General features: G+C 70.4%; 24 protein-coding genes and 1 pseudogene. 16 read left to right on the top strand and 9 right to left on the bottom strand.

The features are described 5' to 3' along the window. Positions 1-37 precede the first annotated feature (37 nt). The 13 genes from ACLQ23_RS23600 (at position 38) to ACLQ23_RS23540 (ending at position 14,651) form a co-directional block, all read left to right on the top strand. On the top strand, positions 38-1,600 hold the full coding sequence (locus tag ACLQ23_RS23600) for a class I adenylate-forming enzyme family protein (RefSeq protein WP_425881092.1): 1,563 nt from the start codon (positions 38-40) through the stop codon (positions 1,598-1,600). Next, entirely contained in the window at positions 1,600-2,280 is a 681-nt protein-coding gene (locus tag ACLQ23_RS23595) for an aspartate/glutamate racemase family protein (RefSeq protein WP_355596172.1), read from the top strand. The genes ACLQ23_RS23600 and ACLQ23_RS23595 overlap by 1 nt, the downstream gene beginning before the upstream one ends. A 269-nt stretch (positions 2,281-2,549) precedes the next feature. Beyond that, complete coding sequence (locus tag ACLQ23_RS23590) at positions 2,550-4,226, top strand: ABC transporter substrate-binding protein (protein ID WP_355629481.1); 1,677 nt, start codon at positions 2,550-2,552, stop codon at positions 4,224-4,226. Positions 4,227-4,297: 71 nt separating this feature from the next. Next, positions 4,298-4,792, top strand: a complete 495-nt coding sequence (locus ACLQ23_RS23585) for a hypothetical protein (RefSeq protein ID WP_355629483.1) — start codon at positions 4,298-4,300, stop codon at positions 4,790-4,792. 8 nt (positions 4,793-4,800) lie between these two features. Then, entirely contained in the window at positions 4,801-5,511 is a 711-nt protein-coding gene (locus ACLQ23_RS23580; RefSeq protein WP_355629486.1) for an alpha/beta fold hydrolase, read from the top strand. A 70-nt stretch (positions 5,512-5,581) separates the two neighbouring features. Further along, on the top strand, positions 5,582-6,325 hold the full coding sequence (locus ACLQ23_RS23575; protein WP_355629489.1) for an alpha/beta fold hydrolase: 744 nt from the start codon (positions 5,582-5,584) through the stop codon (positions 6,323-6,325). A 19-nt stretch (positions 6,326-6,344) separates the two neighbouring features. Beyond that, positions 6,345-7,379, top strand: a complete 1,035-nt coding sequence (locus tag ACLQ23_RS23570) for an ABC transporter permease (RefSeq protein ID WP_355629492.1) — start codon at positions 6,345-6,347, stop codon at positions 7,377-7,379. A gap of 2 nt (positions 7,380-7,381) precedes the next feature. Next, positions 7,382-8,350, top strand: a complete 969-nt coding sequence (locus ACLQ23_RS23565) for an ABC transporter permease (RefSeq protein WP_355629495.1) — start codon at positions 7,382-7,384, stop codon at positions 8,348-8,350. Then, positions 8,347-10,356 carry a dipeptide ABC transporter ATP-binding protein gene (locus ACLQ23_RS23560; protein ID WP_425881091.1) on the top strand — a complete coding sequence of 670 codons (2,010 nt, stop codon included), beginning with the start codon at positions 8,347-8,349 and terminating at the stop codon, positions 10,354-10,356. Before ACLQ23_RS23565 ends, ACLQ23_RS23560 begins: the two co-directional genes overlap by 4 nt. Before the next feature lie 65 nt (positions 10,357-10,421). Beyond that, complete coding sequence (locus ACLQ23_RS23555; RefSeq protein WP_053653301.1) at positions 10,422-11,861, top strand: amidohydrolase family protein; 1,440 nt, start codon at positions 10,422-10,424, stop codon at positions 11,859-11,861. After that, complete coding sequence (locus ACLQ23_RS23550) at positions 11,858-12,769, top strand: NAD(P)-dependent oxidoreductase (RefSeq protein WP_355629502.1); 912 nt, start codon at positions 11,858-11,860, stop codon at positions 12,767-12,769. Before ACLQ23_RS23555 ends, ACLQ23_RS23550 begins: the two co-directional genes overlap by 4 nt. Further along, positions 12,766-13,731 (top strand): Gfo/Idh/MocA family protein, encoded by a 966-nt coding sequence (locus ACLQ23_RS23545; protein WP_355629505.1) that lies wholly within the window; start codon positions 12,766-12,768, stop codon positions 13,729-13,731. The genes ACLQ23_RS23550 and ACLQ23_RS23545 overlap by 4 nt, the downstream gene beginning before the upstream one ends. A 128-nt stretch (positions 13,732-13,859) precedes the next feature. Beyond that, the gene (locus tag ACLQ23_RS23540; protein ID WP_355595105.1) at positions 13,860-14,651 is read left to right on the top strand and encodes an IclR family transcriptional regulator; all 792 of its coding nucleotides are present in this window, start codon (positions 13,860-13,862) and stop codon (positions 14,649-14,651) included. A gap of 139 nt (positions 14,652-14,790) precedes the next feature. Here the strand turns inward: ACLQ23_RS23540 and ACLQ23_RS23535 are convergent, their stop codons facing one another. From ACLQ23_RS23535 to ACLQ23_RS23500, 8 genes and pseudogenes are all read right to left on the bottom strand, one after another. Next, positions 14,791-15,363 carry a hypothetical protein gene (locus ACLQ23_RS23535; RefSeq protein WP_355629507.1) on the bottom strand — a complete coding sequence of 191 codons (573 nt, stop codon included), beginning with the start codon at positions 15,361-15,363 and terminating at the stop codon, positions 14,791-14,793. Beyond that, positions 15,360-16,682 (bottom strand): hypothetical protein, encoded by a 1,323-nt coding sequence (locus tag ACLQ23_RS23530; protein ID WP_355629509.1) that lies wholly within the window; start codon positions 16,680-16,682, stop codon positions 15,360-15,362. The genes ACLQ23_RS23535 and ACLQ23_RS23530 overlap by 4 nt, the downstream gene beginning before the upstream one ends. Next, on the bottom strand, positions 16,679-17,479 hold the full coding sequence (locus tag ACLQ23_RS23525) for an ATP-binding cassette domain-containing protein (RefSeq protein ID WP_355629512.1): 801 nt from the start codon (positions 17,477-17,479) through the stop codon (positions 16,679-16,681). Before ACLQ23_RS23525 ends, ACLQ23_RS23530 begins: the two co-directional genes overlap by 4 nt. Positions 17,480-17,490: 11 nt before the next feature. Continuing rightward, positions 17,491-18,297, bottom strand: coding sequence for an anti-sigma factor family protein (locus ACLQ23_RS23520; protein ID WP_355629514.1), 807 nt, complete (start codon positions 18,295-18,297; stop codon positions 17,491-17,493). After that, on the bottom strand, positions 18,294-18,845 hold the full coding sequence (locus ACLQ23_RS23515) for an RNA polymerase sigma factor (RefSeq protein WP_355629517.1): 552 nt from the start codon (positions 18,843-18,845) through the stop codon (positions 18,294-18,296). Before ACLQ23_RS23515 ends, ACLQ23_RS23520 begins: the two co-directional genes overlap by 4 nt. 170 nt (positions 18,846-19,015) lie before the next feature. Next, a complete protein-coding gene (locus ACLQ23_RS23510) occupies positions 19,016-19,222 on the bottom strand; it encodes a hypothetical protein (RefSeq protein ID WP_425735673.1) in 207 nt (68 codons plus the stop codon). A 49-nt stretch (positions 19,223-19,271) separates the two neighbouring features. Next, positions 19,272-20,395, bottom strand: a pseudogene (locus ACLQ23_RS23505) (MFS transporter). A gap of 115 nt (positions 20,396-20,510) precedes the next feature. Next, positions 20,511-20,990, bottom strand: a complete 480-nt coding sequence (locus ACLQ23_RS23500; protein WP_425881090.1) for a hypothetical protein — start codon at positions 20,988-20,990, stop codon at positions 20,511-20,513. Positions 20,991-21,370: 380 nt separating this feature from the next. Here ACLQ23_RS23500 and ACLQ23_RS23495 point away from each other — a divergent pair, with 380 nt between their 5' ends. The 3 genes from ACLQ23_RS23495 to ACLQ23_RS23485 all read left to right on the top strand — a co-directional run bounded on the left by ACLQ23_RS23495 (position 21,371) and on the right by ACLQ23_RS23485 (position 23,710). After that, positions 21,371-21,640 (top strand): hypothetical protein, encoded by a 270-nt coding sequence (locus tag ACLQ23_RS23495; RefSeq protein WP_425881089.1) that lies wholly within the window; start codon positions 21,371-21,373, stop codon positions 21,638-21,640. Next, a complete protein-coding gene (locus ACLQ23_RS23490) occupies positions 21,640-22,677 on the top strand; it encodes a hypothetical protein (protein ID WP_425881088.1) in 1,038 nt (345 codons plus the stop codon). The genes ACLQ23_RS23495 and ACLQ23_RS23490 overlap by 1 nt, the downstream gene beginning before the upstream one ends. A 103-nt stretch (positions 22,678-22,780) precedes the next feature. Beyond that, complete coding sequence (locus ACLQ23_RS23485; RefSeq protein ID WP_425881087.1) at positions 22,781-23,710, top strand: LLM class F420-dependent oxidoreductase; 930 nt, start codon at positions 22,781-22,783, stop codon at positions 23,708-23,710. Between the two features lie 16 nt (positions 23,711-23,726). On the opposite strand, the gene ACLQ23_RS23480 is transcribed toward ACLQ23_RS23485, so the two are convergent. Next, a complete protein-coding gene (locus tag ACLQ23_RS23480) occupies positions 23,727-24,149 on the bottom strand; it encodes a hypothetical protein (RefSeq protein WP_425881086.1) in 423 nt (140 codons plus the stop codon). Positions 24,150-24,160 lie beyond the last annotated feature (11 nt).

The following is a 24,160-nucleotide window of genomic DNA, read 5'->3' as shown; positions in this document are numbered from 1 at the left end:
CAACCGATCTCACACCCAGGGCATCTAGGAGGCGGTCATGACCGATCTGCTCCTCAAGGCTAGGCAGAACACCACGCTACTGGCGGACCGCCCCGCCATCGTCGGCGACGTGACGACAGTGTCGCGCCGTACCCTGACGTGGGGCGAACTCGGCACCCGTATCGACGGTCTGGTCGGAGGGTTCCGGGAGCGGGGCCGCAAGCCCGGCGACCGCATCGGCATTGCCCACTACCAGGGCACCTTCGGGCTGGAGCTCTATCTCGCCGCGCAGGCGGCGGGTCTGCAGCCGGTGCTGCTCGGTATCACCCTCAACAAGCACCTCGACGCCGCCGCGCGGGCTCTGGACCTCAAGGAGCTGTTCACCGGACCGGAGTTGCTCACCGAGGCCCGCCGCGCGATGGGGTCGGCCCCCGTCTGGTTCACCGAGCCCGGCACCGACAGCTACGACGAGGTCGCCCGGCCCGACGGCGACATCGAGTGGGTCGGCCTCCGGGCCGCCGACACCGTGTCCGGGATCCAGTACTCGACGGGTACGACTGGCGTACCCAAGGGTATGGTCCGCTCCGTCGGTGCGGACTTCTGGGACGCGGTGAACCGTTCGTTGTGCATGCGGCTGCGTCACTCGGAGCGTTGGGTCGCCGCGAGTCCGACGAACATCAACGTCTCCGTCGGCGCCCTCCGGTGCATGACACTCCTGGGCGGCACGACGATCGCCCTTGACGACGTGTCCGTCGCGTCGATCGAGCGCAACAGCGAGGACGGCGTCACGGTCCTGCCGCTACAGGCGCCCGCCTGGCGCGAGATGCTCGACTCGGGCGCGGCGCAGCGCCTGCTGGAGCGGGGTCTGCGGGTCTGCGTCGCGACGGGTCAGCGGACGCCGCGGGCGACGCTGCGCCGCCTCGGCGAGCTCATGACCGACCGGGGTGAGGTCGTCAACAGCTACGGCCTCACCGAGACGAGCACCCTCACGATCCTCACGTCGTCGATGCCGGAGTACGGCGACTCGTCCTCGGTCGGGCGGCCCGCGCCGCTGAGCACCGTCGACATCGCCCCGCGCAAGGACACGTACGGCGACCCGCGCGGTGCCGGCGAGGTCCGGGCGACCGGGCCGGGCATCTCGCCCGGTTACATCCTGCCGTCCGAGCTTCACCCGACGGCACCGTCCAACGTCGGCACGTCGACAGACGACTGGTTCTACACAGGCGACGTCGGCCGCTGGGACGAGCGGGGCAACCTACAGATCCTCGGCCGGTGGAAGGACGCCTTCGTCCTCAACGGCACGTACGTCTACCCGTACGAGATCGAGGGGATTCTCGGTGAGATCCCCGGCGTGCGCGACTCCGTGGTGCTCGGCCTGCGTACCGACGGTGAGGCCGTCGGCGGCGAGGTTTCGGCCGACTTCGTGGCCGTCGTCGTCCACTTCGAGGGCGACGTGGCCGAGCAGCGGGCCGCGATCGGGGCGGCTGTCGCCGATTTCCCGGCCGACCTGAGGCGGCTGTTGCTCGTCGACGAGATGCCCCGCAACTCCAGCGCAAAGATCAACCGGGCGGAGGTCGCAGCCCTCGTCCTGGCCGGCGTCCCGGCGGTGCTGGAGCTGTGATGGGAGGGATCGACGTGACGCCACTGCGCATCTGCATGATCTCGCCGATCCACCTCTCCGAGCCGATCACCTCGGCCCGGGCGGCGCGGTTGCGCACGCTCGGCGGATCGGATCTCGACGTGGACCTCGTCCGACTGCCGGCGGAGGCGCCGCGGGGCCTCGACCGACCGGAGGACATCGAGGCGGCGGCGACGCACATCGTCGCCGTGGCGGCGGGCCTGGACCCGGCGCGCTACGACGTCGTCATGCCGGACTGTGTCCTCGATCCCGGCGTCGAGGCGCTCGGCGAGGGGGAGATCCCGGTCCTCGGCTTGCTCCGCCTCATCGCCGGCGGCCTGTACGGGATCGGTGGTCCATTTTCGGCTGTCACCCGAAACGAGACCATCGCTGACGAACTCGCGGCACGACTGCGCGGCTACGGCCTGGCCGACAGTTTCCGGGGGACCGACATCCTCAACCTTGGAATCGAAAAGGTGGTCCACGAAGAGGAATGGACGAGCGCTCTGGACCGGATCGTGCGCGAGCGCTCCAGGGCTGGTGTCGGGATCGTTCTCAACGGGTGCAGCGCCGTAGCGACTGGCCCATCCTCCTGGTCGGACAGCTGGATAGTTGACCCAACGACATACGCTTTTGACCTGATCAGGGCCCGTTTGCGGAACGGTTTGCAGCCGGTCGGCTAGGCCTGCGAGAGCTGTGCCGGGCGGTGGTGACGCCACCGCCCGGCAGGTGCGGCCGATGTTGCCAAACCGCAGCCGATCTGGCCGTTGACATCACTGTGACTGCTCCATAATCTCGCATATAGAAAGCCCGTTCCACAGAACGAAACACGAACGGCTAAATCCCTTCGACGGCTTCGGGACCGCACCACAGTGCGACCGGCTCTCGCATCCCCTTGGATCACTCCTGCCCGGCTAGCTGGACCGGGCCCCTCTCCTCATCGGAGGACACCGTGAAAGAAATTTCCTCGACCCCGTTCAGCCGAAGGCGTGCGTTGTTCCTCGGGCTGTCCAGCGCGGCAGCCCTCGCCCTCACCTCGTGCCGCGGCGCCGACACCTCGACCGGCACCGGCGACAACATCGACGCCCTGTCCCGTGACGGCGGGCCGGGCGACGGGCCGCCCGCCGGTGTGCAGCTGGCCGCCACGCAGGTTGCCACAATCGCCGTGTCGAACCTGTCCTCGTCGGTCGACCCGATGGTCGTCGTCAGCGGCGGCGCTCGGCGCTTCGACATGTACGAGTCGCTCGTCGACACCCACCCGAACACCGGCGAGCCCCGCCCGTTCCTCGCCACGCAGTGGAAGCAGGTCGACGACCGCACCTGGCAGTTCACGCTGCGCGACGGCGTCAAGTTCCACGACGGCACCCCGATGACCGCCGAGGACGTCGTCTTCAGCTTCCAGCGGGCGTCCACCCCGGGCTACGGCATCGCGACGCACTTCTCGACGATGGAGAGCACGCGCATCGTCGACGAGAAGACCGTCGAGCTGGTCACCAAGACCCCTGACGTGCTGATCCTCAAGCGTCTCGCCCAGGTCGCCATCCTGCCGAAGAAGTACTACGAGGGTCTCGGCTCGGACCAGAAGGCGCGCGACGCCGCCTTCGCCAAGGCGCCGATCGGCACCGGCCCCTACAAGTTCGTGTCGTACGCCTCGGACAAGGCAGTGGTGAAGAAGGCCGGCGACACGACGTGGCGCAAGCCCACCCTGGAAGAGATCACCTTCCTGCTCGTCACCGACGCCGGTACGCAGCTCAACTCGTTCCTCGCCGGGGACGTGCACTACATCAACATCCAGCCGCTCAACAACCTGCCGACCCTCACGAACGCCGGTGCGACCCTCATCGAGCTGACAAAGGGCAACGACCTCGGTGCCTTCATGGACTCGGTCGACAACAAGGGCAAGCCGAAGACCGGGCCGATGGGCGACAAGCGGGTCCGCCAGGCCCTCCAGTACGCGCTCAACAAGCAGGAGCTCGTCAAGGACGTCCTGCAGGGCCGCACCGTCGCCGACGACGGCCAGCTCATCGGCAAGGGCCTGCCGGGCTACACGGACACCGTGAAGGACTACCCGTACGACGTCGAGAAGGCCAAGGCCCTGCTCGACGAGGCGGGCTACCCCGTGAAGGCCGACGGCACCCGCTTCACAATCACGATGGCCTCCGCCTTCGCGGGTACGGGCTCCGTGCGCCGTCTCATCGGTGAGTGGATGCAGTCGTCGATCAGCAAGCTCGGCATCAAGGTCGAGTTCACGGCGCTCACCGACACCGCGCTGCAGCTGGAGTACTTCTACAACACCAAGCAGCGCCCCGACATCTACCACTTCGGTCTGTTCACGCGCCCGTACATGGACGCCGCGCGGGCCTACAGCCGCTTCATCTCCACGAGCGGCTCGTACCACATGGCCAACCCCGAGTTCGACGAGATGTACAAGCAGCAGCTCGGTGAGCAGGACCCGGCCAAGCGGCAGGCGATCCTCGCCAAGATGACCGAGCTGTTCCACGAGGAGTCCTGCTTCCTGTTCGCCTGCGGTGACGTCTGGATCGACGCGGGGGCCAAGAACCTCAAGGGTCTGGTCCAGTGCGACGTCCAGACCGAGCAGTACTACGACCGGCTCTACCTGACGGCATGACGGTGATTCCGTCTGACGGGTCGTCGGCGTTGTTCGCTCCGGTTCCCGAGTCCACTCGGGATCCGGAGACGATGGAGGCTTACGAGAAGGCCCACGCGTTGTTCGGGCACGTCTCCGAGCTGTTCTCCGTCCTCGCGAACGCGCCGACGGCCCTGTCGGGGTGGGTAGACCTGCTCCGTCGCCTGCGCCGTGAGCTGGCGGTCGAGCCGCGGCTCACGGAGCCGGCGATCATCACCGTTGCGCGGTTGCACGGCAACGGACGGATCGCCGCGTCGCACGAGCGGCTGGCGGCCGCCGCCGGGGTGGATACACGACTGCTCCGCGCGGCTGTCGCCGGTGAGACCGACGGGCTCGACGCCGACGAGCGTCTGGTCTGCGAGCTTGCCACCGCGATCGTCGGCGGTGAGGCTCCGGAATCGCTCGTGCGGCTGTGCCAGTCGCGCTTCGGGGTCCGGGAGACCGCCGAGCTCATCATCGTCACGTCGTTCTACTGCATGGTCTGCCGTGTCACCGCCTCGATGCAGGTCTACGTCGACCTGCCGCCGACACAACCGTCCGGGGACTGATCGGCGCCATGGCTGCTGTACTCGAATACGACAGGTACCCCGGTTCGGGCCCGCTCGCTGTGCTGTTGCACGGGTGGGCCTGCGCCGGGGAGGACCTGCGGCCGCTGGCCCTCGAACTCGCGGGCCGGTACGAGGTGCTCGTGCCCGGCCTGCCGGGTCACCCCCGCACGGGGGCGGCGCTCGGTAGTGCGTACGGGGTCGAGGCGATGGCCCGGTGCGTTCTCGACCTCGTGCGAGCGGTGGACCGTGGGCCGGCTCTTCTCGTCGGCCACAGCCTCGGTGGCGCCGTCGCGCTCGCCGCGGCGCGGCTCGAACCGGAGCTCGTCACCCGGGTCGTCACTGTGGAGTCGTCGTGGGCCTGGGTGGCGGCACCTGAAGGGGTCGTCGACCCCGCTGAGGTGGAACGCCGGATCGCCAGTGTGAACAACAAGCGGGAAGAGCTCGGCCTCGCCACAGTCGCCGGTGAGCTCGACCCCGCAGCTATGGCCGAGTCGATGTCCTCGGTGCTCGCGTGGTCCCGGGACCCCGACCGGGGGTCGCCTCTGCACCGTCTCGGCGTCTTCGGCGACCCTGGCTGGGCTGGGGTGCAATCGGCCGGGGCGCAGGGGACCGCGGCGGAGGGCGTTCGGGTCGTCCAGTTGCCCGGGTGCGGGCACTGGCCGCACGTGGAACGTCCAGCCGAGGTTGCCCAGATGGTGGCGGCTGCCGAGAGCGGCTGAGAAGAGCATTGACCGCCCCGTAGTACTCAATTACGTTGTGCGGAACGCCGTTCCAAAATCGGGAGGTGTCGTGAGCTGTTTGAAAGTTGTGCTTGTCCACGGCGCCGGCCGTGGTGCCTGGTGTTGGCGGCGCCTCACCCCACTGCTCGACGCGGCAGGGGTGCAGTGGGAAGCGCCGACGCTTACCGGGCTCGGAGAGCGCGCGCACCTGCTCACCCCCGAGGTCGGCATGCAGACCCACATCGACGACGTGAACGCCGTCGTCGCCCGGCACGCTCCGGCCCCTGTGTGCCTCGTCGGCCACAGCTACGGCGCGGTAGTGGTGGCAGGCGTCCTCGGGACCAGGCCCGAGAACGTCGCGCGGGTCGTCCTGATCGACGGCCCCGTCGTCGAAGACGGCGAGAGCGGAGCGGACGTCCACCCGGCCGGTGACGCGATGCGGGCCCGGGCGCGGCGGATCGCCGACACCGACATCATTCCCATCTCCGGTGGGCCCGACGACAGGCTCTCCCCGGCGGACAACGCCTGGGTCGCCGCCAGCGTCACCCCCCAACCCCTGCGGTGCGTCACCGACCCGGTCCGCCTGCCCGGCGGATGGCCACGGGACCTGCCCAAGGACTACGTCCTGTGCGGCCCGCCGGATGCATTTCCGGACCGGCCGTACCTCTCCCGGGTCCGGGCCGGCGACGGGTGGTCCACCCACCACGTCGACAGTCCGCACGACGTGATGATCGCGCGGCCCGACTGGCTCGCGACGTTGCTCGTCGGTCTCTGCGCGAACCCCAACGACGACTCCCGACGCTCGTGCCCGTAGCGACGGAAAGGCTGAACGCATGACTCTCAACGTCGCGCCCCCGGGCACCGCCCCCGCGACGACCGGTGACGGTGACGGAGGCCCCCGGGCCCCCATCTGGTCCCGGTTCCTCTCGCACGGCGTCGTCAACTTCGCGTTGCGGAGCATCGTGCGCCTCGTCCTGGTCATCATCGGCGTACTCACGCTCCTGTTCGTCCTGCTCCGCGTCGCCGGTGACCCGGCCGAGGCCCTCGCAGGGCAGGACGCCGAGCCCGCCGACCTGGAGCGCATCCGCGAGGATCTCGGGCTCAACCGGCCGATCATGACGCAGTACCTGGAGTTCGTCACCAGGGCGTTCCTGTTCGACTTCGGCGACTCGTACCGGCTCGGAACCGACGCCATGGCCGAAGTGCTGCACCGCATGCCGGCCACCCTCGGGCTCATCCTGGCCGCGCTCCTGCTCGCGCCGCTCATCGGCGTGCCACTGGGCATGATCGCCGCGCTCACCCGCAGCCGGATCTACAACAAGCTGATGGACGTCATCGTCGTGGGCGGCCAGGCCATTCCGGTCTTCGCCGTCGCGGTCCTGCTCGTCTACCTGTTCGCAGTCGACCTGCGCTGGGTGCCGTCCATGGCGACGGAGGGCTTCGCCTCGGATCCCCGGGCGATCATCCTGCCGATCCTCGTGCTCGCCATCCATCCCATCGCCCGCGTCCTCGAAGTGACCCGGGCGGGCCTGGCGGACAGCATGCAGGAGGACTTCGTCCGCACCGCGCTGTCGAAGGGCGTGCCGCCGGCCCGGCTCGTGACCCGCCACGCGATCCGTCCGGTGCTCAACAGCCTCATCACCGTCATCGGCGTCGACTTCGCCGGAATGCTCTCCGGTGGCGTCGTCGTCGAGTTCATCTTCGTCTGGCCCGGCCTCGGCCACGTGCTCATCTCCGGCGTCTCCAACCGCGACTACCCCCTGGTGGGGGCGGCGACATTCGTCGCGGCCGTCCTCGTCGTGCTCGTCAACCTCATCATCGACATCGCCTACCGCCGGCTCGACCCGCGGATTCGAAAGGGGCGCTGACCATGGCTCAGACACCGCCACCGGGCAGCGCGCCGGGCCCGGCAGGCCACGCCGACACGGTGGCCGCCGACGTCCGTGCGGCTGCGGCGACGCCGGGCGGTCCGCCCGTACCCGGCCAGCGCGACCCGTCGCGGACCCTGGCGCGCTCGTTCCTGCGGTCCAAGGGCGGGGTGGTCAGCCTCGTCGTGCTGCTGGCCATCATCGTCGTGACACTGCTGGCCGACCAGGTCGCACCATACGACCCGGAGGAGCCCAGCCCTGCGAAGGCGCTGCTCAAGCCCGTGTGGGCCGGCGGCAGCGGCGACCACCTGCTCGGCACCGACGAACTCGGCCGCGACCTGCTCTCCCGGCTCATCTTCGGCGCCCGGACAGCCCTGGCCCTCGCCTTCGGCGCCGCCACGATCAGTGCCATCGTCGGCACCGTGCTCGGCCTCGTCGGCGGCATGAACCGTCGGTGGATCGGGCCTGTCGTCGACTGGCTCTGCGACGTGCAGCTCGCCTTCCCCAACATCGTTCTCGCCCTTGTCGTCATCACGTCGCAGGGCAACAGCATCGGCTCGCTGCTGTTCGTACTGTCGATCTTCGGGTGGGTGCACTTCGCCCGTGTCGTGCGCAGTGAGGTGCTCACCCTCCGGCAGGCCGACTTCGTGCTCGCGGCGCGTGGTAGTGGCGGGTCGACCCTCAGCATCACCTTCCAGCACATCCTGCCCAACGTGATGTCGTCCGTGCTCGTCCTCTGGACGTTCGCGGTCGCGACGGTGCTCCTGCTCGTCAGCGGCCTCAGCTTCCTCGGCCTCGGCGTGCAGCCTCCGGCCTCCGACTGGGGGCAGCTGTTCGCCTCCGGTCGCGCCTTCCTCATCCAGAACCCGTGGTACGCGTTCATGCCCGCCGTCGCCATCACCGTCACGGTGCTCTGCGCGACGGTGCTGGGCCGGACGCTCCGCAAGACTCTGAACCCGAGGACCCGATGACTACCATTCCGAACCCGCCCCTGCTCGCGGTGCGCGACGTCACCGTGTCCATCACCAAGGGCAAGCGCGAGACCGAGGCCGTGACGGGCATCGACTTCGACCTGGCCGCCGGGGAGATCGTCGCCATCGTCGGCGAGACGGGGTCGGGCAAGTCCCTGTCGGCCCTCTCCGTGCTCCAGCTGATCCGCCACCCCGTGCAGCTCACCCGCGGCAGCGTGCTGCTGGACGGCAAGGACCTCACCACGCTCGAACCCGCCGACCTGCGCCGGGTGCGTGGCGGCGACATCGGGATGATCTTCCAGGACCCGATGACCGCGCTGAGCCCGTTCCACACGGTCGGGCAGCAGATCGGCGAGGCCATCATGCTGCACCGCAAACTGCCGAAGGCCGCGGTACGCGAGAGAATCCTGCGCCTGCTCGGCGACGTCGGCATCGTCAACCCCAAGCAGCGGATCGACCAGTACCCCCACGAGCTTTCCGGCGGCACCCAGCAGCGCGTCATGATCGCGATGGCGCTTGCCAACGAGCCCAAGCTGCTCATCGCGGACGAGCCGACGACCGGCCTCGACGTGACAGTCCAGGCCCAGATCCTGCGCCTCGTCCGCGAGGCCGCCGTGTCGTGGGGAATGGGCGTACTGCTCATCACCCACGACCTGGGTGTCGTGGCCGGCTACAGCGACCGCGTCGTCGTCATGTACGCCGGCAACGTCGTCGAGAGCGGGCCCACCGAGGAGGTTCTCGCCTCGCCGGCGCACCCCTACACGCGGGCGCTGCTCGACGCGCGGCCGGAGAACGGCAGACCCGGCACGAAACTCAACGCGATCTCCGGCGGGCCACCGGAGCTGTTCAAGTTCCCCGTCGGCTGCCGGTTCCAGCCGCGCTGTGCGACGGCGACCGCCGACTGTGGCACGGCGAACCCCCCGCTCCTGCCCGCGCCGGACGCGCCCGAGGGGCGGCTCGTCCGCTGCATCCATCCCTACGGGTCGCCGGCGCCAAGCGAGCCGGTCCGGTCGCCAGGCGTGTCGATCGCCCCGCCCTCGGTCCGCGCCGAACCCGGCGTCACCGCCATCCACGCCGAAGGTCTGCGCCGCGTGTTCGGCAGCGGCACCAACATCACCAAGGCTGTCGACGGGGTCGACCTCCGGCTCGCGTTCGGCGAGACCCTCGGCATCGTCGGCGAATCGGGCTGCGGCAAGTCGACGACGGCGCGGATCCTCGCCGGCCTCGACCAGCCGACCGACGGCGTCATCGGGTACGCCGACGGCAAGGAGCTCTCGAACCGCCGCCGCGGCGTCGACCACACCTTCGTCCAGTACGTCTTCCAGGACACCTTCGGCTCGCTCAACCCCCGGCGTACCGTCTGGCAGATCATCGAGGAACCGCTGCGGCGGCTCACCGATCTCTCGAAAGCCCAGCGGGCCAAGCGGATCCGCGAGTACATGGCCGAGTGCGGGCTCATGCCGAGCATCGAGTCCCGCTACCCGCACGAGCTGTCCGGCGGCCAGCGCCAGCGCGTCGGCATCTGCCGCGCTCTCGTCGTCCAGCCCAAGGTCGTCGTCATGGACGAGCCGATGTCCGGCCTCGACCTGTCGGTCCAGGCGCAGATCATCAACCTGCTGGAGGACCTCAAGAAGGACCTCGGGCTGACCGCGGTGCTCGTCTCCCACGACATCGGCGTCATCCGGCACCTCTGCGACCGCGTCGCGGTGATGTACCTCGGCCGTGTCGTCGAGACCGGCCCGGCGAGCACCCTGCTCACCGGGCCGCTGCACCCGTACACGGCGGCGCTGCTCAGCGCCGTCCCGCACCTGGGAACCGAGGAACGGCGCCCCGAGATCCCGCTGCGCGGCGATGCCGGCGACGTCGACCCGTTGTCGGTCTGCGGTTTCGCGCCGCGCTGCCCGATCGCGCGCCCCGAGTGCCGGACCCGCGAGCTGGGCCTGCAACCCGGACGGGACGGTGTGCTCGTCGCATGCCACTACCCGGGGCAGTTCGACCAAGCCTGAACCACCTGCCGCTGTGCCCCGCGCAGATGAAGTAGCACCGCCACAAAGTAGAGGAAGGCCGATACATGAACGAGCTTTCACAGTGTGATGTTCTGGTCCGGGGCCGGGTCATCACGATGGACGCCAACCGGCGTGTGCTCTCCGACGGCTGGGTCGCCATCACCGACGGCGCCATCGTCGAGGTCGGCACCGGGCCGGCCCCCTACCAGCCGGGCGAGACCTGGGGCGGTGCCGACTACCTCGTCATGCCGGGGCTCGTCAACACGCACACGCACCTCGTCCAGGGCTGCATCCGCAGCATGGCCGAGGGCACGAAGTTCCAGGAGCGGCTGTTCGGGTTCTACTACCCGATGACCGGCGCCTGCGACGAGGAGCGGTCCTACTGGTCGGCGATGACGCCGACGCTCGACCTGCTGCGCTCGGGCGTGACCACGACGACCGACGACCACTTCACCCACGCCAACAAGCGCTCGATGGACGGCGTGCTTCGCGCCCTGACCGACTCGGGCATCCGCGCCCGCGCCGCGCGCCTGCTCATCAACGACCCGCTCGCGGTGCCGGAGGAGCTGCGCGAGGACATCGACACCGCCCTGAGCGAGACCGACCGGCTCGCGGCCGCCTTCGACTCCGAGACGATGTCGGTCACGGCCAGCTCGATCGGCATCACCTACGTCAGCGAGTCCGACCTGCGCGCGCTCTACCAGTGGACGCTCGACAAGGGCAAGCAGTTCGACATCCACGCTCCCTCGATGATGGACGGCGCGTACCTCAAGGAGGTCCGTGGCTGGGAGGGCGGCTCGTTCGAGTGGCTGCACTCGGAGGGCATGCTCGACAAGCACGTCATCGGCATCCACGCCCAGCACATCCGCCCGGGTGAGGCCGAGCTGATCGCCCGTGCCGGCGCCACCATCTCCCTGGTTCCGGACATGGAACTCATCCTCGGAATGGTCACCTTCGACTCGCGTCAGTACCTCGACGCCGGGGTCACCGTCGGTATCGGCCTCGACGGTCCGGTCGTCTCGTACGGCCACAACTACTGGCTCGGGCTGCGGTCGTACCTCATGGCCCAGCGCATCGGTGACAGCGCGCGGCGGCTCACCCGTGGCGACAAGGGCAACTTCGGCGACGAGCTGCTGTTCGGCACCGCCGAGGAGGCGCTCGAACTCGGCACCATCGGCGGCGCCCGCGCGCTCGGCCTCGGTGACCGGATCGGCTCGCTCGAGGTGGGCAAGGAAGCCGACCTGCTCGTCATCGACATGTCGCGCGAGACGACAGCGGCTCCCGACGGGGCGCTGCTTGCCAACCTCGTCTGGTCCGGCGGGCCGGCCCCGGACTCCATCGACCGGGTCGTCGTGCGCGGTCGCACGATGATGCGCCGGGGTGAGCCGGTGCAGGTCGACCTCAAGGAGGCCGTGCGCCGCGCGAACGAGGTCCAGCGCGAGCTGTTCGAGGAGACCGGCTGCGACAGCTTCCTTCGGCGCGGCTCGACCTGGCAGTGGTCGTGACGAGCGACGCGCTGCCGGACGCGCCCGCGAACCCCACCATCGGGTGGATCGGGCTGGGCGGCATGGGGATGGCGATGGCCACGAGGCTCGTCGATCGTGGCCGTCCCGTCCTCGGATGGAACCGGAGCGCGGCACGCGCTGCCGACGCCGCCGCCCACGGCGTCACTGTCAGCACAGACATCTCCGAGGTGGCAGCGCGCGACATCGTCGTCAGCACGCTGCCCGACGACGAGGTGGTGCGCCAGGTCCTCGCCGGTGACACGGTCCTCGCGGCCGTGTCACCGGGCAGCGTCCACGTCAACTGCGCCACCATCTCGCCCGGGCTGTCGCGCGACCTCGACGGCCTCTACCGGACTCGGGGCGCGCACTACGTCTCGGCGCCGGTCTTCGGGCGGTCCGCGGCAGCGGTCGCTGGTCAGCTCACCGTCGTCGCGGGTGGGGACGCGGAGCCGGTGGATCTGATCCGTCCGGTCCTCGCCGACCTGGCGGTCAGCGTCCACACCTTTCCGGAGGCGGCACAGGCCAACCTGGTCAAGATCCTCGGCAACTACCTGATCGCTGTGACGGCCAGTTCGCTCGGCGAGGTGGCCGGGGTCGCCGAGAGCGCCGGGGTGGACCCGGGACAGTTGCTCGACGTACTCACCGAGCGGTTGTTCTCCGGGCTGATCCATCGCGCCTACGGCGAGATGGTCGTGGCACAGCGTTACGAGCCGGTCGCGTTCACGATGCGGCTGGGTAAGAAGGACGTCGACCTGGCCCGCGCGGAGGCGCGGCAGCACGCGGGTCGGCTTCCCCTCGGTGACGTCATCGCCGGGGCGCTCGGCGAGGGCGTCGACGGCACGGCCGCCGAGAAGGACTGGGCGTTCGTCGCGGAGTGGTTCCGGACGCAGGCTGGAGGATCGAAATGAGCCGTTGGCTCGTCGTGGGTTACGGCCGGGCCGGCGAGGTGCACGCGGCCGCGCTCTCGCGTGTCTCGACGGCTGTCGTCGCCGGTGTCGTCGAGGCCTCGTCGGAGGCCCGCGAACGAGCTTCCGCCGCGGGCTATGCCGTCCACAGCGACCTCGACGCGGCGATCAAGGAAGCGCGTCCCGACGCGATCTCGGTGGCGCTGCCGCACGATCTGCACGAATGGACCGTCGAGGTGGCGGCGGCCAACGGGATTCCCGTCCTCGTGGAGAAGCCGCTCGCCCGCGACGCCGAAGAAGCGGGCCGGATGGTGGCCGTCGCCAGGGCCGGCGGTGTCGAGCTCGGTTGCCTGATGAACTACCGGTCCTACGCCCAACTGCGCTGGGTCCGGGACATCGTCGCCGACGGCACGCTGCGGGTGCACAACGTCGTCGTCGAGGTCAACCTGCCGGCGGCCGTCCAGGTGCCCGGTTGGCAGACGAGCGAGGCCCGGGCGGGACGCGGCCTCCTGCTCACGGTCGGGGTCCACTACCTCGACCTGCTCGCGTGGTGGTTCGGTGCTCCGGAGCGCCTCGTGGCCGACGTCAGGGGATCGTTCGACGACGCCGCGACGGCGCTCATCGCGCTGCCCGGCGACGTGCGGGCTGCCGTCTCGATGGTGGCGGTCGCAGCTCGTGGCGCAGGCGTGCGGATCACCCTCTCCGCCAGCGAGGGGACCGTTGTCATCGAAGGTTCCCGGGTGGTGTCGAGCCCCGAGGGCATGACCCCGCCGGAGCCGGAGACCGAGGGCGCGGACCTGCTGTACGGCGCCGGCCATCTGGAGTATTTTCGGGCGGCCGATCGTGCCGTCGAACTAGGGAAACCCTTCCCCGTGAGGGGGGACGACGGCTTGGAAGCCGTACGCCTCGTGGATCTCTGGTACGCCTCGGCGCGGGCCGGCGGATGGGTCGGGTACGGCGAGTAACATGGCGACCCACCACGATCGGCTTACCGGCACCGTGCTCGATGCCACTGACTGCGGCCGAGGGGCACGATTTGGGAAGGGACAGACAGTTGTCGCAGGGCAGGCAGCGGGCTGACGCTGAGCTCCAGATGGGGGCTCAGGTCTCGAGCGCCACAATCGCGACGGTCGTGCGGGCCGCGGATCTGTTGATGTATTTCAAGGACGCACCGACCCGCGACCTCGGCGTCAGTGAGATCGCCGATGGGCTCGGCATGTCGAAGGCGGCGACGCACCGCATGCTCGCATCACTGCGCGTGCGCGGTCTGATCGAGCTCGACGAGACGACGCGCAGGTACTCCCTCGGCATCGGCATAATGCAACTCGGTCTCGCCTACATGGAGCACATCGACATTCGCCGGATGGCGCATCCGGAGCTCGTCCGGCTGTCAAACCGGACGAACGAGACGGCGACCCTGTCCGTACGCGTGGACCAGCGCAGGCGCATCTACGTCGACGAGGTGGTGCCCCGGCGCGAGGTCATCATGTCGGTGAGCCTCGGCACGCCGTACCCGCTGCACGCGGGCGCGTCGTCGAAGGCGTTCCTCGCCTTCTTCACGGAGGACGGGATCGACCGTTACCTCGAAAACGCGCTGGAACCGGTCACCGACGGCACGATCACCGACACGGCTGCTCTGCTGAAGGAGCTCAGGGTCGTCCGGGAGCGGGGTTGGGCGCGGTCGACAGGGGAGCGGCGCAGCGGTGCCGCATCGGTCGCCGCGCCGGTCTTCGACCACAAGGGCGCGGTAACGGCCGTCATCAGCGTGTGCGGGCCCAAGGAGCGGTTCGAGTCCGAGTTCGACGACTGCCGTGACGCGTTGCTCGAGTCGACCGCGCGGCTGTCCGCGCGCCTCGGCTGGGAGCCCGGCCGCACGGAGAGGTGAGCGGTCGCCGGTAACCGGTACCGGCCGGGGCGGTGCAGGCTGTACCCAGCGGAGGTTTGCTGTCGACCCGTTTTCGGGTGACATCGGGGTATCCGACTCGTGCGGATACCCCGATGTCACCGTTGGCGGTGGCCTCGTTTCAGTCGCGTCGGGCGGAGCCGAGGAACGCGTACGTCAGCAAGCCCGCTACCGCCAGGACGGCGGCGACCACCGCCGCCGGTCGGCTGGCGTGGGGTTGGCTCTGCCAGGTGGCGAGGGCGCCCCACGTGCTCGACTGGGTGAACAGGGCGGCGACGACCGTCCAACCCAGGGGGAGGAACCAGGCGCGGGCCGCGCCGACGACGCTCGCGCACAGGGCGGTCAGGCCCAGCAAACCGGCGGCGTCGCGGAGCACCAGCGCGGCGGGGCCGAAACGGGCGTCGGTGGGCAGAGTGGCGAGCAGTACGACGAGCACGAGCGCCAGCGCGGCCAGCAGGTGCAGGGCTCGGCGCCAGGGCCAGCGCAGCGACGCGGTGCGCTCCAGATCCTCGTCCGGGGCGGCAAGCGTTGTCGACAGGACCGACACCATCAGCACGAGCGTCAGCACGACGATCAGGATGATGGCGTCGCGTTCCTTGGCGAAGGTCAGCCACAGCGCCCAGATCAGGGCGGCGGCGCCGACGGACGCGGCGAGTGCCAGGGGTACGCGTCGCGCGCGCAGGTGGAGGATCACCGCGACAGCAGCCCGGTGCTGTCCCGGCAGGCCAGGATCGCGTCGCGGACCGCCGTCACGCGGGAGAGCGCCTCCGCTTCCGGCAGCTTTTGCAGTCCCTGCCACAGCGCGACAGCCTCGGCGGTGATCTCCGGATCTTCCTCGATCATCTCGGGGATCGCCTCGACTGCGGAGACCGGCTCGCTGCCGAGCAGGTAGTAGGCGGCTGCCCGTTCGACAGCGCCGTTGCGCTCGCAGCGCGTGTCGCCGTACCCGGTGCCCAGACCGAAGACCATCTCGGGCACCACGGCGTCGGGATGGGCCAGGCCACCACGTTCGTCGATCCGGACGAAAACCGTGACGACGTCGAGGTCACGAGCCGGCGGACCATCGGTGAGGTAGGCCCGCCGTTCCTCGTGCGCCTGGGTGGGGGCGTTCGGCAGCTTCGCGAGGACGGCCAGCCCTTCGCGGGCGAGCGGGGTCAGGGTGTCAAGCACGTTGGCGTGGATCCGGGTGACGCAGACCTTCGGCGTGTCGTTGGTGCAGACGAGTTCGCGTGCGACCGGATCGACCGGTGCGACGAGAGCGGCCTCGTCGCGGGGGACGATCGCCGCTGCGGCGCCGAAGCCGAGCAGCACCGGCAGCGCGGCGGCCAGCCAGACCCGTGGGCCCCGGGCGACCAGCAGCAGTACGCCCGTCAGCGCGAGCCCGACCATCCAGACGGCGAGCGCGGCGGTGACCCCCGCGTCGATGGTCTGGAACGGATAGAACGAGCCGCTGCCGTAGGCGGGGGACAGCACCGCAGCCAGCCAGTCCGGCTGCATGACCGCTGTGAAGAAGACCAGCAGCACACCGGCCACGGCGAGCACGGGGGCGGTCACCAGCGCGGGCAGCAGCCGCCCGATGCCCAGGCCCAGCCAGGTCGCCGCGATCAGGGACAGCGCGCCGACAAGCACGATGGCGACGACGTCCGGCGGAAAGTAGCCGGCGGTCGAGGCGAGCTGTACGCCGCCCGCGACGACGACGAGCACGTAGGCGAGCCCGAGCGTGGCACCCATCGCGACGAGCACCGGCAGCATCCGCCGCAACGGTGAGCGGGGTGTGGTGTCGAACAGCTCACCGACCTTGGCGCGGTGCTCGCGGCGGCCCTGCCACGCGCCTGCGGCCAGGGCGATCGGCCACAGCAGGAGCATGTACTCCTTAGTGGCCAGCGTGAGAGGCAACCAGCCGTCCGCCCAGCGTCCCCGGGCGAGGTAGAGGGCGGCCACACCGACCGCGAACGCGAGCAGGGCGGCGCCGGCAGCCGCGGAGCGGCGCAACTCGATCCGGAGGATGCTCATCGGACGGCCTCCGCCCGGTGGCGACGCAGCAGGGCCGAGTAGCCGCGTTCGGCAGGGCTGTCGCCCGCCTGACCGTCGTCGCCCTGCGCGACCAGCCCGGCGGGCGTGCCCTGCCACACCAGCCGACCCTCGTTGACGAGCACCACCTCCGTGCAGGCGGCCACCACGTCCTCGACCAGGTGGGTGGAGACCAGCACGCACGCGTCAGTGCCCAGGTCACGCAGCAGTTCGCGCAGGTCGAGGCGCTGCTCCGGGTCGAGGCCGACGGTCGGCTCGTCCATCAGCAGCACCTGCGGGTCGTTCACGATGGCCTGGGCCACGCCGGCGCGGCGCAGCATCCCGCCGGAGAGTGTCTTGAGCCGGGCGTCGGCCTTGGCGCTGAGCCCCACCCGGTCGATCGCGCGTTGCGTGGCCGCCGGGATGTCGGCCTTCGGCATCTCCTTCAACCAGGCCAAGTACGCCACGAACTCGCGCACCGTGAACCGCGGGTAGTAGCCGAAGTGCTGCGGCAGGTAGCCCAGCGCGCGTCGGGCCGGGCGCAGGTCTGCGCGGCCGTCGACCGGGCAGCCGAGCAGTGTCAGCCGCCCACCGGACGGCGTGAGCACCGTCGCGAGGGCGCGCATCAGCGTCGTCTTGCCCGCCCCGTTGGGCCCCAGCAGGCCGTGGACGCCGGTGCCCAGGCTCAGATCGAGCCCGTCGACGGCCAGGTGACGCCCGGCGCGCACCTTCAACGCCTCGGCGTGAATGGCCCAGGGATGGGTGGTAGCTGTCGTTTCCGCAGTGCTCACCGCTCGCATTGTGGTTCCTCTCAGAACGAGGTGATGCGCCGGAAACTGTCGGCGCGTAGCAGGGTCAGGGCGGCCAGCACGACCGTGAGGAGGGCCCACGCGCCGGTGGAGGCGGGTTCGAGGAGCACGGGCAGCTCCGCGCTTGCCAGGCTGGGTGCGACCACGGCGGCGGCCCAGGCCGCCATCAGGCCGATCGCTGCGCGCTGGACGCCGACGAGGGAGCCGAGCAGCAGCGTGGCTGCCGTGAAGGCCAGACACGGCAACAGCAGCAGCGCAGGGCTCGGCCGGCTCGTACCGACCGAGGTGACCGCGGCGAGCACCGGGATGACAAGGACCAGCACCACTGCGGTACGCCGCAGCAGCATCCTCAACCCGGCCGACGGGGTACCGGCGATCAACTCCCAGGCCGGATCGGCGCGTCTGCTCCAGGCGGCCGCGACACCGGGCAGCGGTGCCAGGGGCGCGAGCAGCAACACGATCGACGGCAACTGGGGCAGAAGGTTGGTGAGCACGGTGGCGGTGCCGAGCACGGCGGCGGTCATGGCCACCCACGGCAGCAGCGCCGCCACGAACCAGCGCTGCCGCACCGGCGTACGGAGGAAGGCTCTTGATCGTGGGGCGGGGCCGGCGGCGATCTCGCTGTCGACGGCCGCCGCGACCTGGGCGATCAGGGCGCGCGACGCGGCAGTGGTGCTGCCGGCGAGCCGGGCACGGCAGTCGCCGCAGCTCTCCAGGTGCACCTCGATCGACCAGACGGTCGCCTCGTCCAGCCCGGGGCCGCCCTCGGCGTAGCTGTCGATCTCGCTCAGGGTGGGATGCGTGGTCATGACAGGGCCTCCCGCAGGGCGATCCGGGCTCGGCGGACCCGGGACTTGACGGTGTTCTCGGGTACGCCCAGCAGCACCGACGTCTCGCGGACGGAGAAGCCGTCGAGGACTGTGGCCCGCAGCACCGCGCGGACCTCGGGCGGCAGGGCGGCCAGGGCCTGTTCGAGTTCCTGCCCGACCCGGCCGGCCAGCACCTCGTCCTCGGCGGCCGGCGCCACTGTGACGCCCGGGTGCACCTGCGGCATCTGTGCCTGCCGGGCGCGGCGCCGGAACGCGTCGACAAGGCGGTGCGCGGCGATGGTCCACAACCAGCCGACGGCGCTGCCCTTGACGTGGTCGCCAGCGAAGCTGCCAGCAGCCCGCCAGACGGCCAGGTAGGTCTCCTGGAGCACGTCGGCGACCACGTCCGGATCGGCGCACCGGCGACGCAGCCGCACCTCCAGCCACGGCGCCGTACGCCTGTAGAGCTCGTCGAAGGCCCGCCGGTCACCGCGGGCCACGCGGCGCACGAGCTCCTGCTCGTCGGCCGCATCCAGGCTTCGTCTCACATGGGGTAAGACGACGGCTCCCGGATGATCGGGTCCCGCGATGGTGTGATCGCCGTCACTGCTGCTGCGCATGTCCTCAGTCGTTACGCCGGGGCGGCCCCGGTCCGCCGATCGTGGCGCAGCACCCGGTGACGGCCGGGGAACGGACCGGCGTCAGCTCCGTCCGGGCGTCACGCGGGCGGCGGAGAATCGTCCCCCCGGGGCGCCTTACGCAGCCACAGTGACACACCGGCCAGGCAGCAGACCGCACCTACGACGACGATCGCCGTCTCCTCCAGCTCGGAGAGGTCGTCCAGGAACGGAAATGTGTGCGAGAGCACCAGCGCCACGAACGCGATCAGCAGCAGAAGCACGGCGAGCACTCGGTTTCGGAGCATGAACGCATCGAAGCACACCACGTCGAGCATCCACGTGCGTCCACCCCGATCAGGCAGCCCCTCGTCGTGACGGCGGGCGGTGGACGACGGCCACGGCTGCCAGGCAGAACACGGCAGCGGCGACGAGCGGTGGGCGGGCACCGAGGTGGACGGCCGCCGAGCCGAGGGGGATCGCCACCACGAGGGGCCCGAACATCGCCGTGTTGGCGGTAGCGGAGACCCGGCCCAGCAGCGTCGACGGCGTGTGCGTCTGAACTGCTGTCACCCCGGCGACGAGGGTCCAGGGCAGGCCGACACCGGCGAGGGCCGCGCCGGCGACGGTGACCGGCCACCACGGTAGGCAACGCACCAGACAGCCGAGGGCGAACAGCGCAGCCCCGGCGGCGCCGAGAGCGTTGGTGCCCCACCTGTTGATGAGCCACCCGACGATCAGGCCACCGGCGATGGAACCGGTGCCCTGTGCGCTGGCCAGCACACCGAGGAACGTCGTCGGTAGGCGTAGCTCCGAGACGACGATCGCGTAGATCGCCGCGGTGGAGAAGCCGGACATGGCGATCGACACGGCCGCGAGCACGACCGGCACACGCGTCGCCCGCTGCGCGGACAGCAGCGAGATCCCCGCCCGCAGGCCGTTGTCCCGCCGGGCTGGACGGTGAGGTGGCGTGCGGTGCAGGCGGACGGCTGCGTACAGGATGGCGACGAGGACGGGCATCGCCGCGCTCAGCGCGACGACGGCGTGACCGCCGCGCCAGGCGTAGAGGCCCGCGCCGGCCAGTGGCGCGATCAGCTTCATGCCCTCCTGGGCGCTTGAGCGCCACCCGTTGACAGTGCCGAGTTCCGCAGGCGGCAGCGCGGACGGCAGCAGTGCGGTCTCACCGGCGTCGATCAGGACGTAGCTGAGTCCGTATGCGCACGAGACGGTGAAGATGAGCCAGGTCTGTCCCGGCCCGTGCACCGCGAACAGTGCCAGCAGGACGGTGGCCAGGGCGAGGTTGACGGCGATGACCAGCGGGCGTCGGGGGCCCGGTCGAGCAGGGCGCCCAGCCACGGGCCGGCGAGCACCGGGGCGTACACGCAGAGGCCGGCGAGCGCCGCTAGGCCTGTGGAACCCGTCAGGTCCAGGATCCAGATGCCGGAGACCAGGGACATGGCACTGCCGCCGAAGCCGGACAACAGCGAGATCGTCACGAACAACCCCGCGTTGCGGCGCATGAGCCCTCCAGGTTGAGCCGGGATGACTCATACTCTGATTCTTGAGCCGTGGGGGAGCAATACGCCTAGGGCTTTGTCAATGGCTTGTTGACAGGGTGGTGGTCAGCCTTCCCGTGACGATTCGGACCGGTGGCGGCACTTGGTCGCCCGCCGCCGCCAGGTCGGTGACGAGGTGCAGAGCCAACGCGTACAGCGAGCCTGGAGCCGCATCGAGGGCGACGTCCACCGTGCTGCGGACGAGTGCGGCCCGGCGGAACCGGGTGTCCCACAGTCGGTCCGCGCCGATCCACCGATCGAGGTCGACCACGGCGGCCCTTAGCGCCACGATCTGCGGCGAGAGGCTGAGGTCGAGGTATTGCCGCCGCGATCGCCGCGCGGCCAGCAGGCGTTGCCGGCGCTGTTCGGCGGCCTGCCGGGTGCCGAGGCCCAACGCCGTCGCGATCTGAGCCCACGTCGCGCCACCGTGGCGCGCCCGGTCGATGAGGTCCAACTCCTGCTCGTCCAGCCCGGTGCGGGTCACCCGCACGTCCGTCAGCCGGTCCAGCTCCGTAGTCACCTGTCAACATTACGTTGACACGGCGGACACGCGCTCCTGCTGCCGGAGCCCAGACCTGACCAGCCGATCAGCCCTTTAGTGGATAAGTAGGTATGCGTGTCGCAAACAGGACAAGACGGTAAAGCCCCTGGTGGGGCACTGTTGGGGCAGGGAAAGAGGCGGACAGATGTCGGCCATATCCCTTCCCACCGCCGCGGGCACCAGCAGCGGTGTTCACCGCCCACCGGGACAAGGACGTCATCACCGCCGGCAGTTCGCCGCTTCGCGGTCGCCACCGCATCCGCGCCTACCGGCATCAGCCACCGTGGACTCCGCCCGGGGCCGACGTCGCTCACCCGCGCGACCGGCCCCGGCGACCCGAATTCAGGAAGGACCCCCCAATGGCCGCTCCCACGGCGACCGTAGCACTGAACGCATCCGTCTTCGCGCCGGGTGACCAGATGCTGCTGACCGTCACGTACTCCGACGCCGACACCAAACCGCTCACCGTCACCATCGTGGTCACCGACGCGCAGGGCAACAGCAGCGCACCGGTGAAGGTCAGCGCCGTCATCGACCCGCTCACCGTCACCGTTTCCGACAGCTCCGGGCGTACCTGGAACCGGGTCTCCGACAACGGCTCGGTGGCCGTCTACCGGGCGGTGGCGTGATGCCCCGGGTCACCGTCCAGGTTTGCGACGCCGCCGGTCACGCCGCGACGGCGACCGCCGACTACGAGCTGAGCCAGCCGGTGCTCGGCGGCTACTACCTGTCCGGCGGCGCGGATCCGACAGCCGACATGGCCGGCGGCAACTTCCGCTCGCTGACCCAGTACCGCAGCCTCGCCGACGGCTACATCTTCCCCGGCTACAACCGGCCATGGCTGACCAGCCTCGGCAAGGCCCGGGTGCAGATGAACATGGTGCTGGAGCTGAAGCACTACGGCGCACCGAACGCCGGGCCGCAGACGTTCACAGTGGACGGAACCTCGTACACGGTGCCGGCGCCGTCGATGACCATCCAGCAGCGCCCCGGCACCACCTGGCCGAGGGCGTACGGGTACACGCAGGTCATCACCGGCCAGTGCGACGGACTGCTGCACCGCGCCCTGGCGCAGTATCGGACACTCGGCTTCGGGGTGAACATCCAACTCGCCTCCGAACTGGACACCGACCACGAGTTCGGCACCACCGAGAACGGCAAGGCGTACACCTGGGCGGAGTCGGACGCGCGGGCCGTGCAGGCGGTGAACTACATCATCAGCTGGTTCAAGGGACGGGCGCTGCCCACCGGCACCACCTTCTCGATCGGGGTGGGCGGCTTCGACCGGGCCTGCTACCAGCGCACCCACCCGGAGTCGCTGATGGCCCGGCTGGACTTCCTCCAGTGGAACGCCTACGCCACGGCCCCCGGGCAGACCGCGTTGGCCCGTTTCCGCCGTACCAGGGACTGGGCGGTGGCGGACCTCGGACCGGTGGCGCTGTCCCGGCCCGTGATCATCGCGGAGTACGGGGTGCGGGTGGCGGAAATCCCCGACCAGGCGGCCTGGATCGCCACCGTCCCGGCGGCCATCGCCCAACTCAACGCCGAGCGGGGGCCACGCATCGTCCGGACCAACTACTTCAACTCCGGGTGGGGCACCCTGTCGCCGAAGGCGGCCGGGTTGGCCGCGTTGCGCGAGGCGTACGCCAAGCGGCCGTACGTCTGAGCGACAGTCGAGCCGGCACGATCGGCGCCGGCTCAGCCGTTGTCGAGCCGTTCGGCCTCCGCATCCGTGCGCGCCGCGCCGAACGGCTACCTATGCTCGGATCATGGAACTGAGGATCTTCACCGAACCCCAGCAGGGCGCCAGCTACGACGAGTTGCTCGCGGTGGCCCGCTGCGCCGAGGACGCCGGCTACGGTGCGTTCTTCCGGTCCGACCACTACCTCAAGATGGGCGCGGTCAGCGGCGACCCCGGCCCCACCGACGCGTGGACCACCCTCGCCGGCCTTGCCCGGGACACCAGCCGGATCCGGCTCGGCACCCTGATGACCGCCGCCACCTTCCGGCTGCCCGGCCCACTGGCGATCACCGTGGCGCAGGTCGACCAGATGAGCGGCGGCCGGGTGGAGCTGGGCATCGGCACCGGCTGGTACGGCGACGAGCACACCGCGTACGGCATCCCGTTCCCGCCCCTGGGCGAGCGGTTCGACAGGTTGGAGGAGCAGCTCGCGGTCATCACCGGCCTCTGGTCCACGCCGCAGGGGGAGCGGTTCGATCACGCCGGGCGGTACTACCCGGTCAGTGACTCGCCGGCCCTGCCCAAGCCGGTGCAGCAGCCCCGTCCGCCGATCCTGCTCGGCGGCATGGGCCCGAAGCGCACGCCCCGGCTGGCCGCCCGCTACGCCGACGAGTTCAACCTGCCGTTCGCCTCCGTGGCGGACACGGCGGCACAGTTCGAGCGGGTCCGCGCGGCGTGCGCCGAGATCGGTCGCGACCCGGCCGGAATGGTGTGGTCAAACGCCCTGGTGCTCTGCTGCGGGCGCAACGACGCCGAAGTGGCACGGCGGGCCGCCGCCATCGGCCGCGAACCCGACGAACTGCGGGCCAACGGCCTGGCCGGGACGCCCGACGAGGTCCTGGAAACCATCGGCCGGTACGCCAAGATCGGCAGCCAGCGCCTCTACCTCCAGGTCTTGGACCTGGGCGACCTGGACCACGTCGAACTGGTCGCCACCGAGGTGATGGCCAACCTGTGAGCGCTGGCCCGGCGGGTCAGTCCCCGCGGTGGGCGTTCCCGGCCGGGTCGCGCAGCACGGTGTCCAGCCGACCGTCGCGGTCGCTGTCCACATAGGTGATGTCCGGTACGCCGTCACCGTCCACGTCGATCTCCACGATGTCGGCGAGGCCGTCACCGTCGAGGTCGGTGACCACCTCGACCGAGCCGTCCAGGTGCCGGGTCACGATCGACAGCGACCCGGCGCCGGGCTCGCGCGGCGGCGGCCCGGGCGACGGTACGGGCGTCGGCGCGGGCGCGGGAGCGGGTGTCGGACGGGGACCAGGCGTGGGCGACGGATGGCTCGCCCACCGGGCGTCCGGCGGAGCACTGGCCGGTTCGACCGCGCTGCCGGTCGGGTCCAGCTCCTCCTCGGACGGGAAGACGTCGCCCCGCGGGGCAGGGTCGCGATAGCTGCTCATGGGCGTAGGGT

Origin of the sequence: Micromonospora sp. DT41 (genome assembly GCF_049841715.1) — a bacterium.
Classification (GTDB): Bacteria; Actinomycetota; Actinomycetes; order Mycobacteriales; family Micromonosporaceae; genus Micromonospora; species Micromonospora profundi.
Note: the sequence above shows the minus strand (reverse complement) of the source record. Positions and strands in the feature narration are given on the sequence as shown.

Coding starts and splice junctions, on each gene's coding strand:
- ACLQ23_RS23520 (WP_355629514.1), bottom strand. CDS start 18,297: ATGACCACGCATCCCACCCTGAGCGAGATCGACAGCTACGCCGAGGGC.
- ACLQ23_RS23480 (WP_425881086.1), bottom strand. CDS start 24,149: ATGAGCAGCTATCGCGACCCTGCCCCGCGGGGCGACGTCTTCCCGTCC.
- ACLQ23_RS23545 (WP_355629505.1), top strand. CDS start 12,766: ATGAGCCGTTGGCTCGTCGTGGGTTACGGCCGGGCCGGCGAGGTGCAC.
- ACLQ23_RS23595 (WP_355596172.1), top strand. CDS start 1,600: ATGGGAGGGATCGACGTGACGCCACTGCGCATCTGCATGATCTCGCCG.
- ACLQ23_RS23570 (WP_355629492.1), top strand. CDS start 6,345: ATGACTCTCAACGTCGCGCCCCCGGGCACCGCCCCCGCGACGACCGGT.
- ACLQ23_RS23530 (WP_355629509.1), bottom strand. CDS start 16,682: ATGAGCATCCTCCGGATCGAGTTGCGCCGCTCCGCGGCTGCCGGCGCC.
- ACLQ23_RS23495 (WP_425881089.1), top strand. CDS start 21,371: ATGGCCGCTCCCACGGCGACCGTAGCACTGAACGCATCCGTCTTCGCG.
- ACLQ23_RS23485 (WP_425881087.1), top strand. CDS start 22,781: ATGGAACTGAGGATCTTCACCGAACCCCAGCAGGGCGCCAGCTACGAC.
- ACLQ23_RS23585 (WP_355629483.1), top strand. CDS start 4,298: ATGGAGGCTTACGAGAAGGCCCACGCGTTGTTCGGGCACGTCTCCGAG.
- ACLQ23_RS23600 (WP_425881092.1), top strand. CDS start 38: ATGACCGATCTGCTCCTCAAGGCTAGGCAGAACACCACGCTACTGGCG.
- ACLQ23_RS23560 (WP_425881091.1), top strand. CDS start 8,347: ATGACTACCATTCCGAACCCGCCCCTGCTCGCGGTGCGCGACGTCACC.
- ACLQ23_RS23510 (WP_425735673.1), bottom strand. CDS start 19,222: ATGCTCCGAAACCGAGTGCTCGCCGTGCTTCTGCTGCTGATCGCGTTC.
- ACLQ23_RS23580 (WP_355629486.1), top strand. CDS start 4,801: ATGGCTGCTGTACTCGAATACGACAGGTACCCCGGTTCGGGCCCGCTC.
- ACLQ23_RS23490 (WP_425881088.1), top strand. CDS start 21,640: ATGCCCCGGGTCACCGTCCAGGTTTGCGACGCCGCCGGTCACGCCGCG.
- ACLQ23_RS23565 (WP_355629495.1), top strand. CDS start 7,382: ATGGCTCAGACACCGCCACCGGGCAGCGCGCCGGGCCCGGCAGGCCAC.
- ACLQ23_RS23540 (WP_355595105.1), top strand. CDS start 13,860: ATGGGGGCTCAGGTCTCGAGCGCCACAATCGCGACGGTCGTGCGGGCC.
- ACLQ23_RS23525 (WP_355629512.1), bottom strand. CDS start 17,479: ATGCGAGCGGTGAGCACTGCGGAAACGACAGCTACCACCCATCCCTGG.
- ACLQ23_RS23555 (WP_053653301.1), top strand. CDS start 10,422: ATGAACGAGCTTTCACAGTGTGATGTTCTGGTCCGGGGCCGGGTCATC.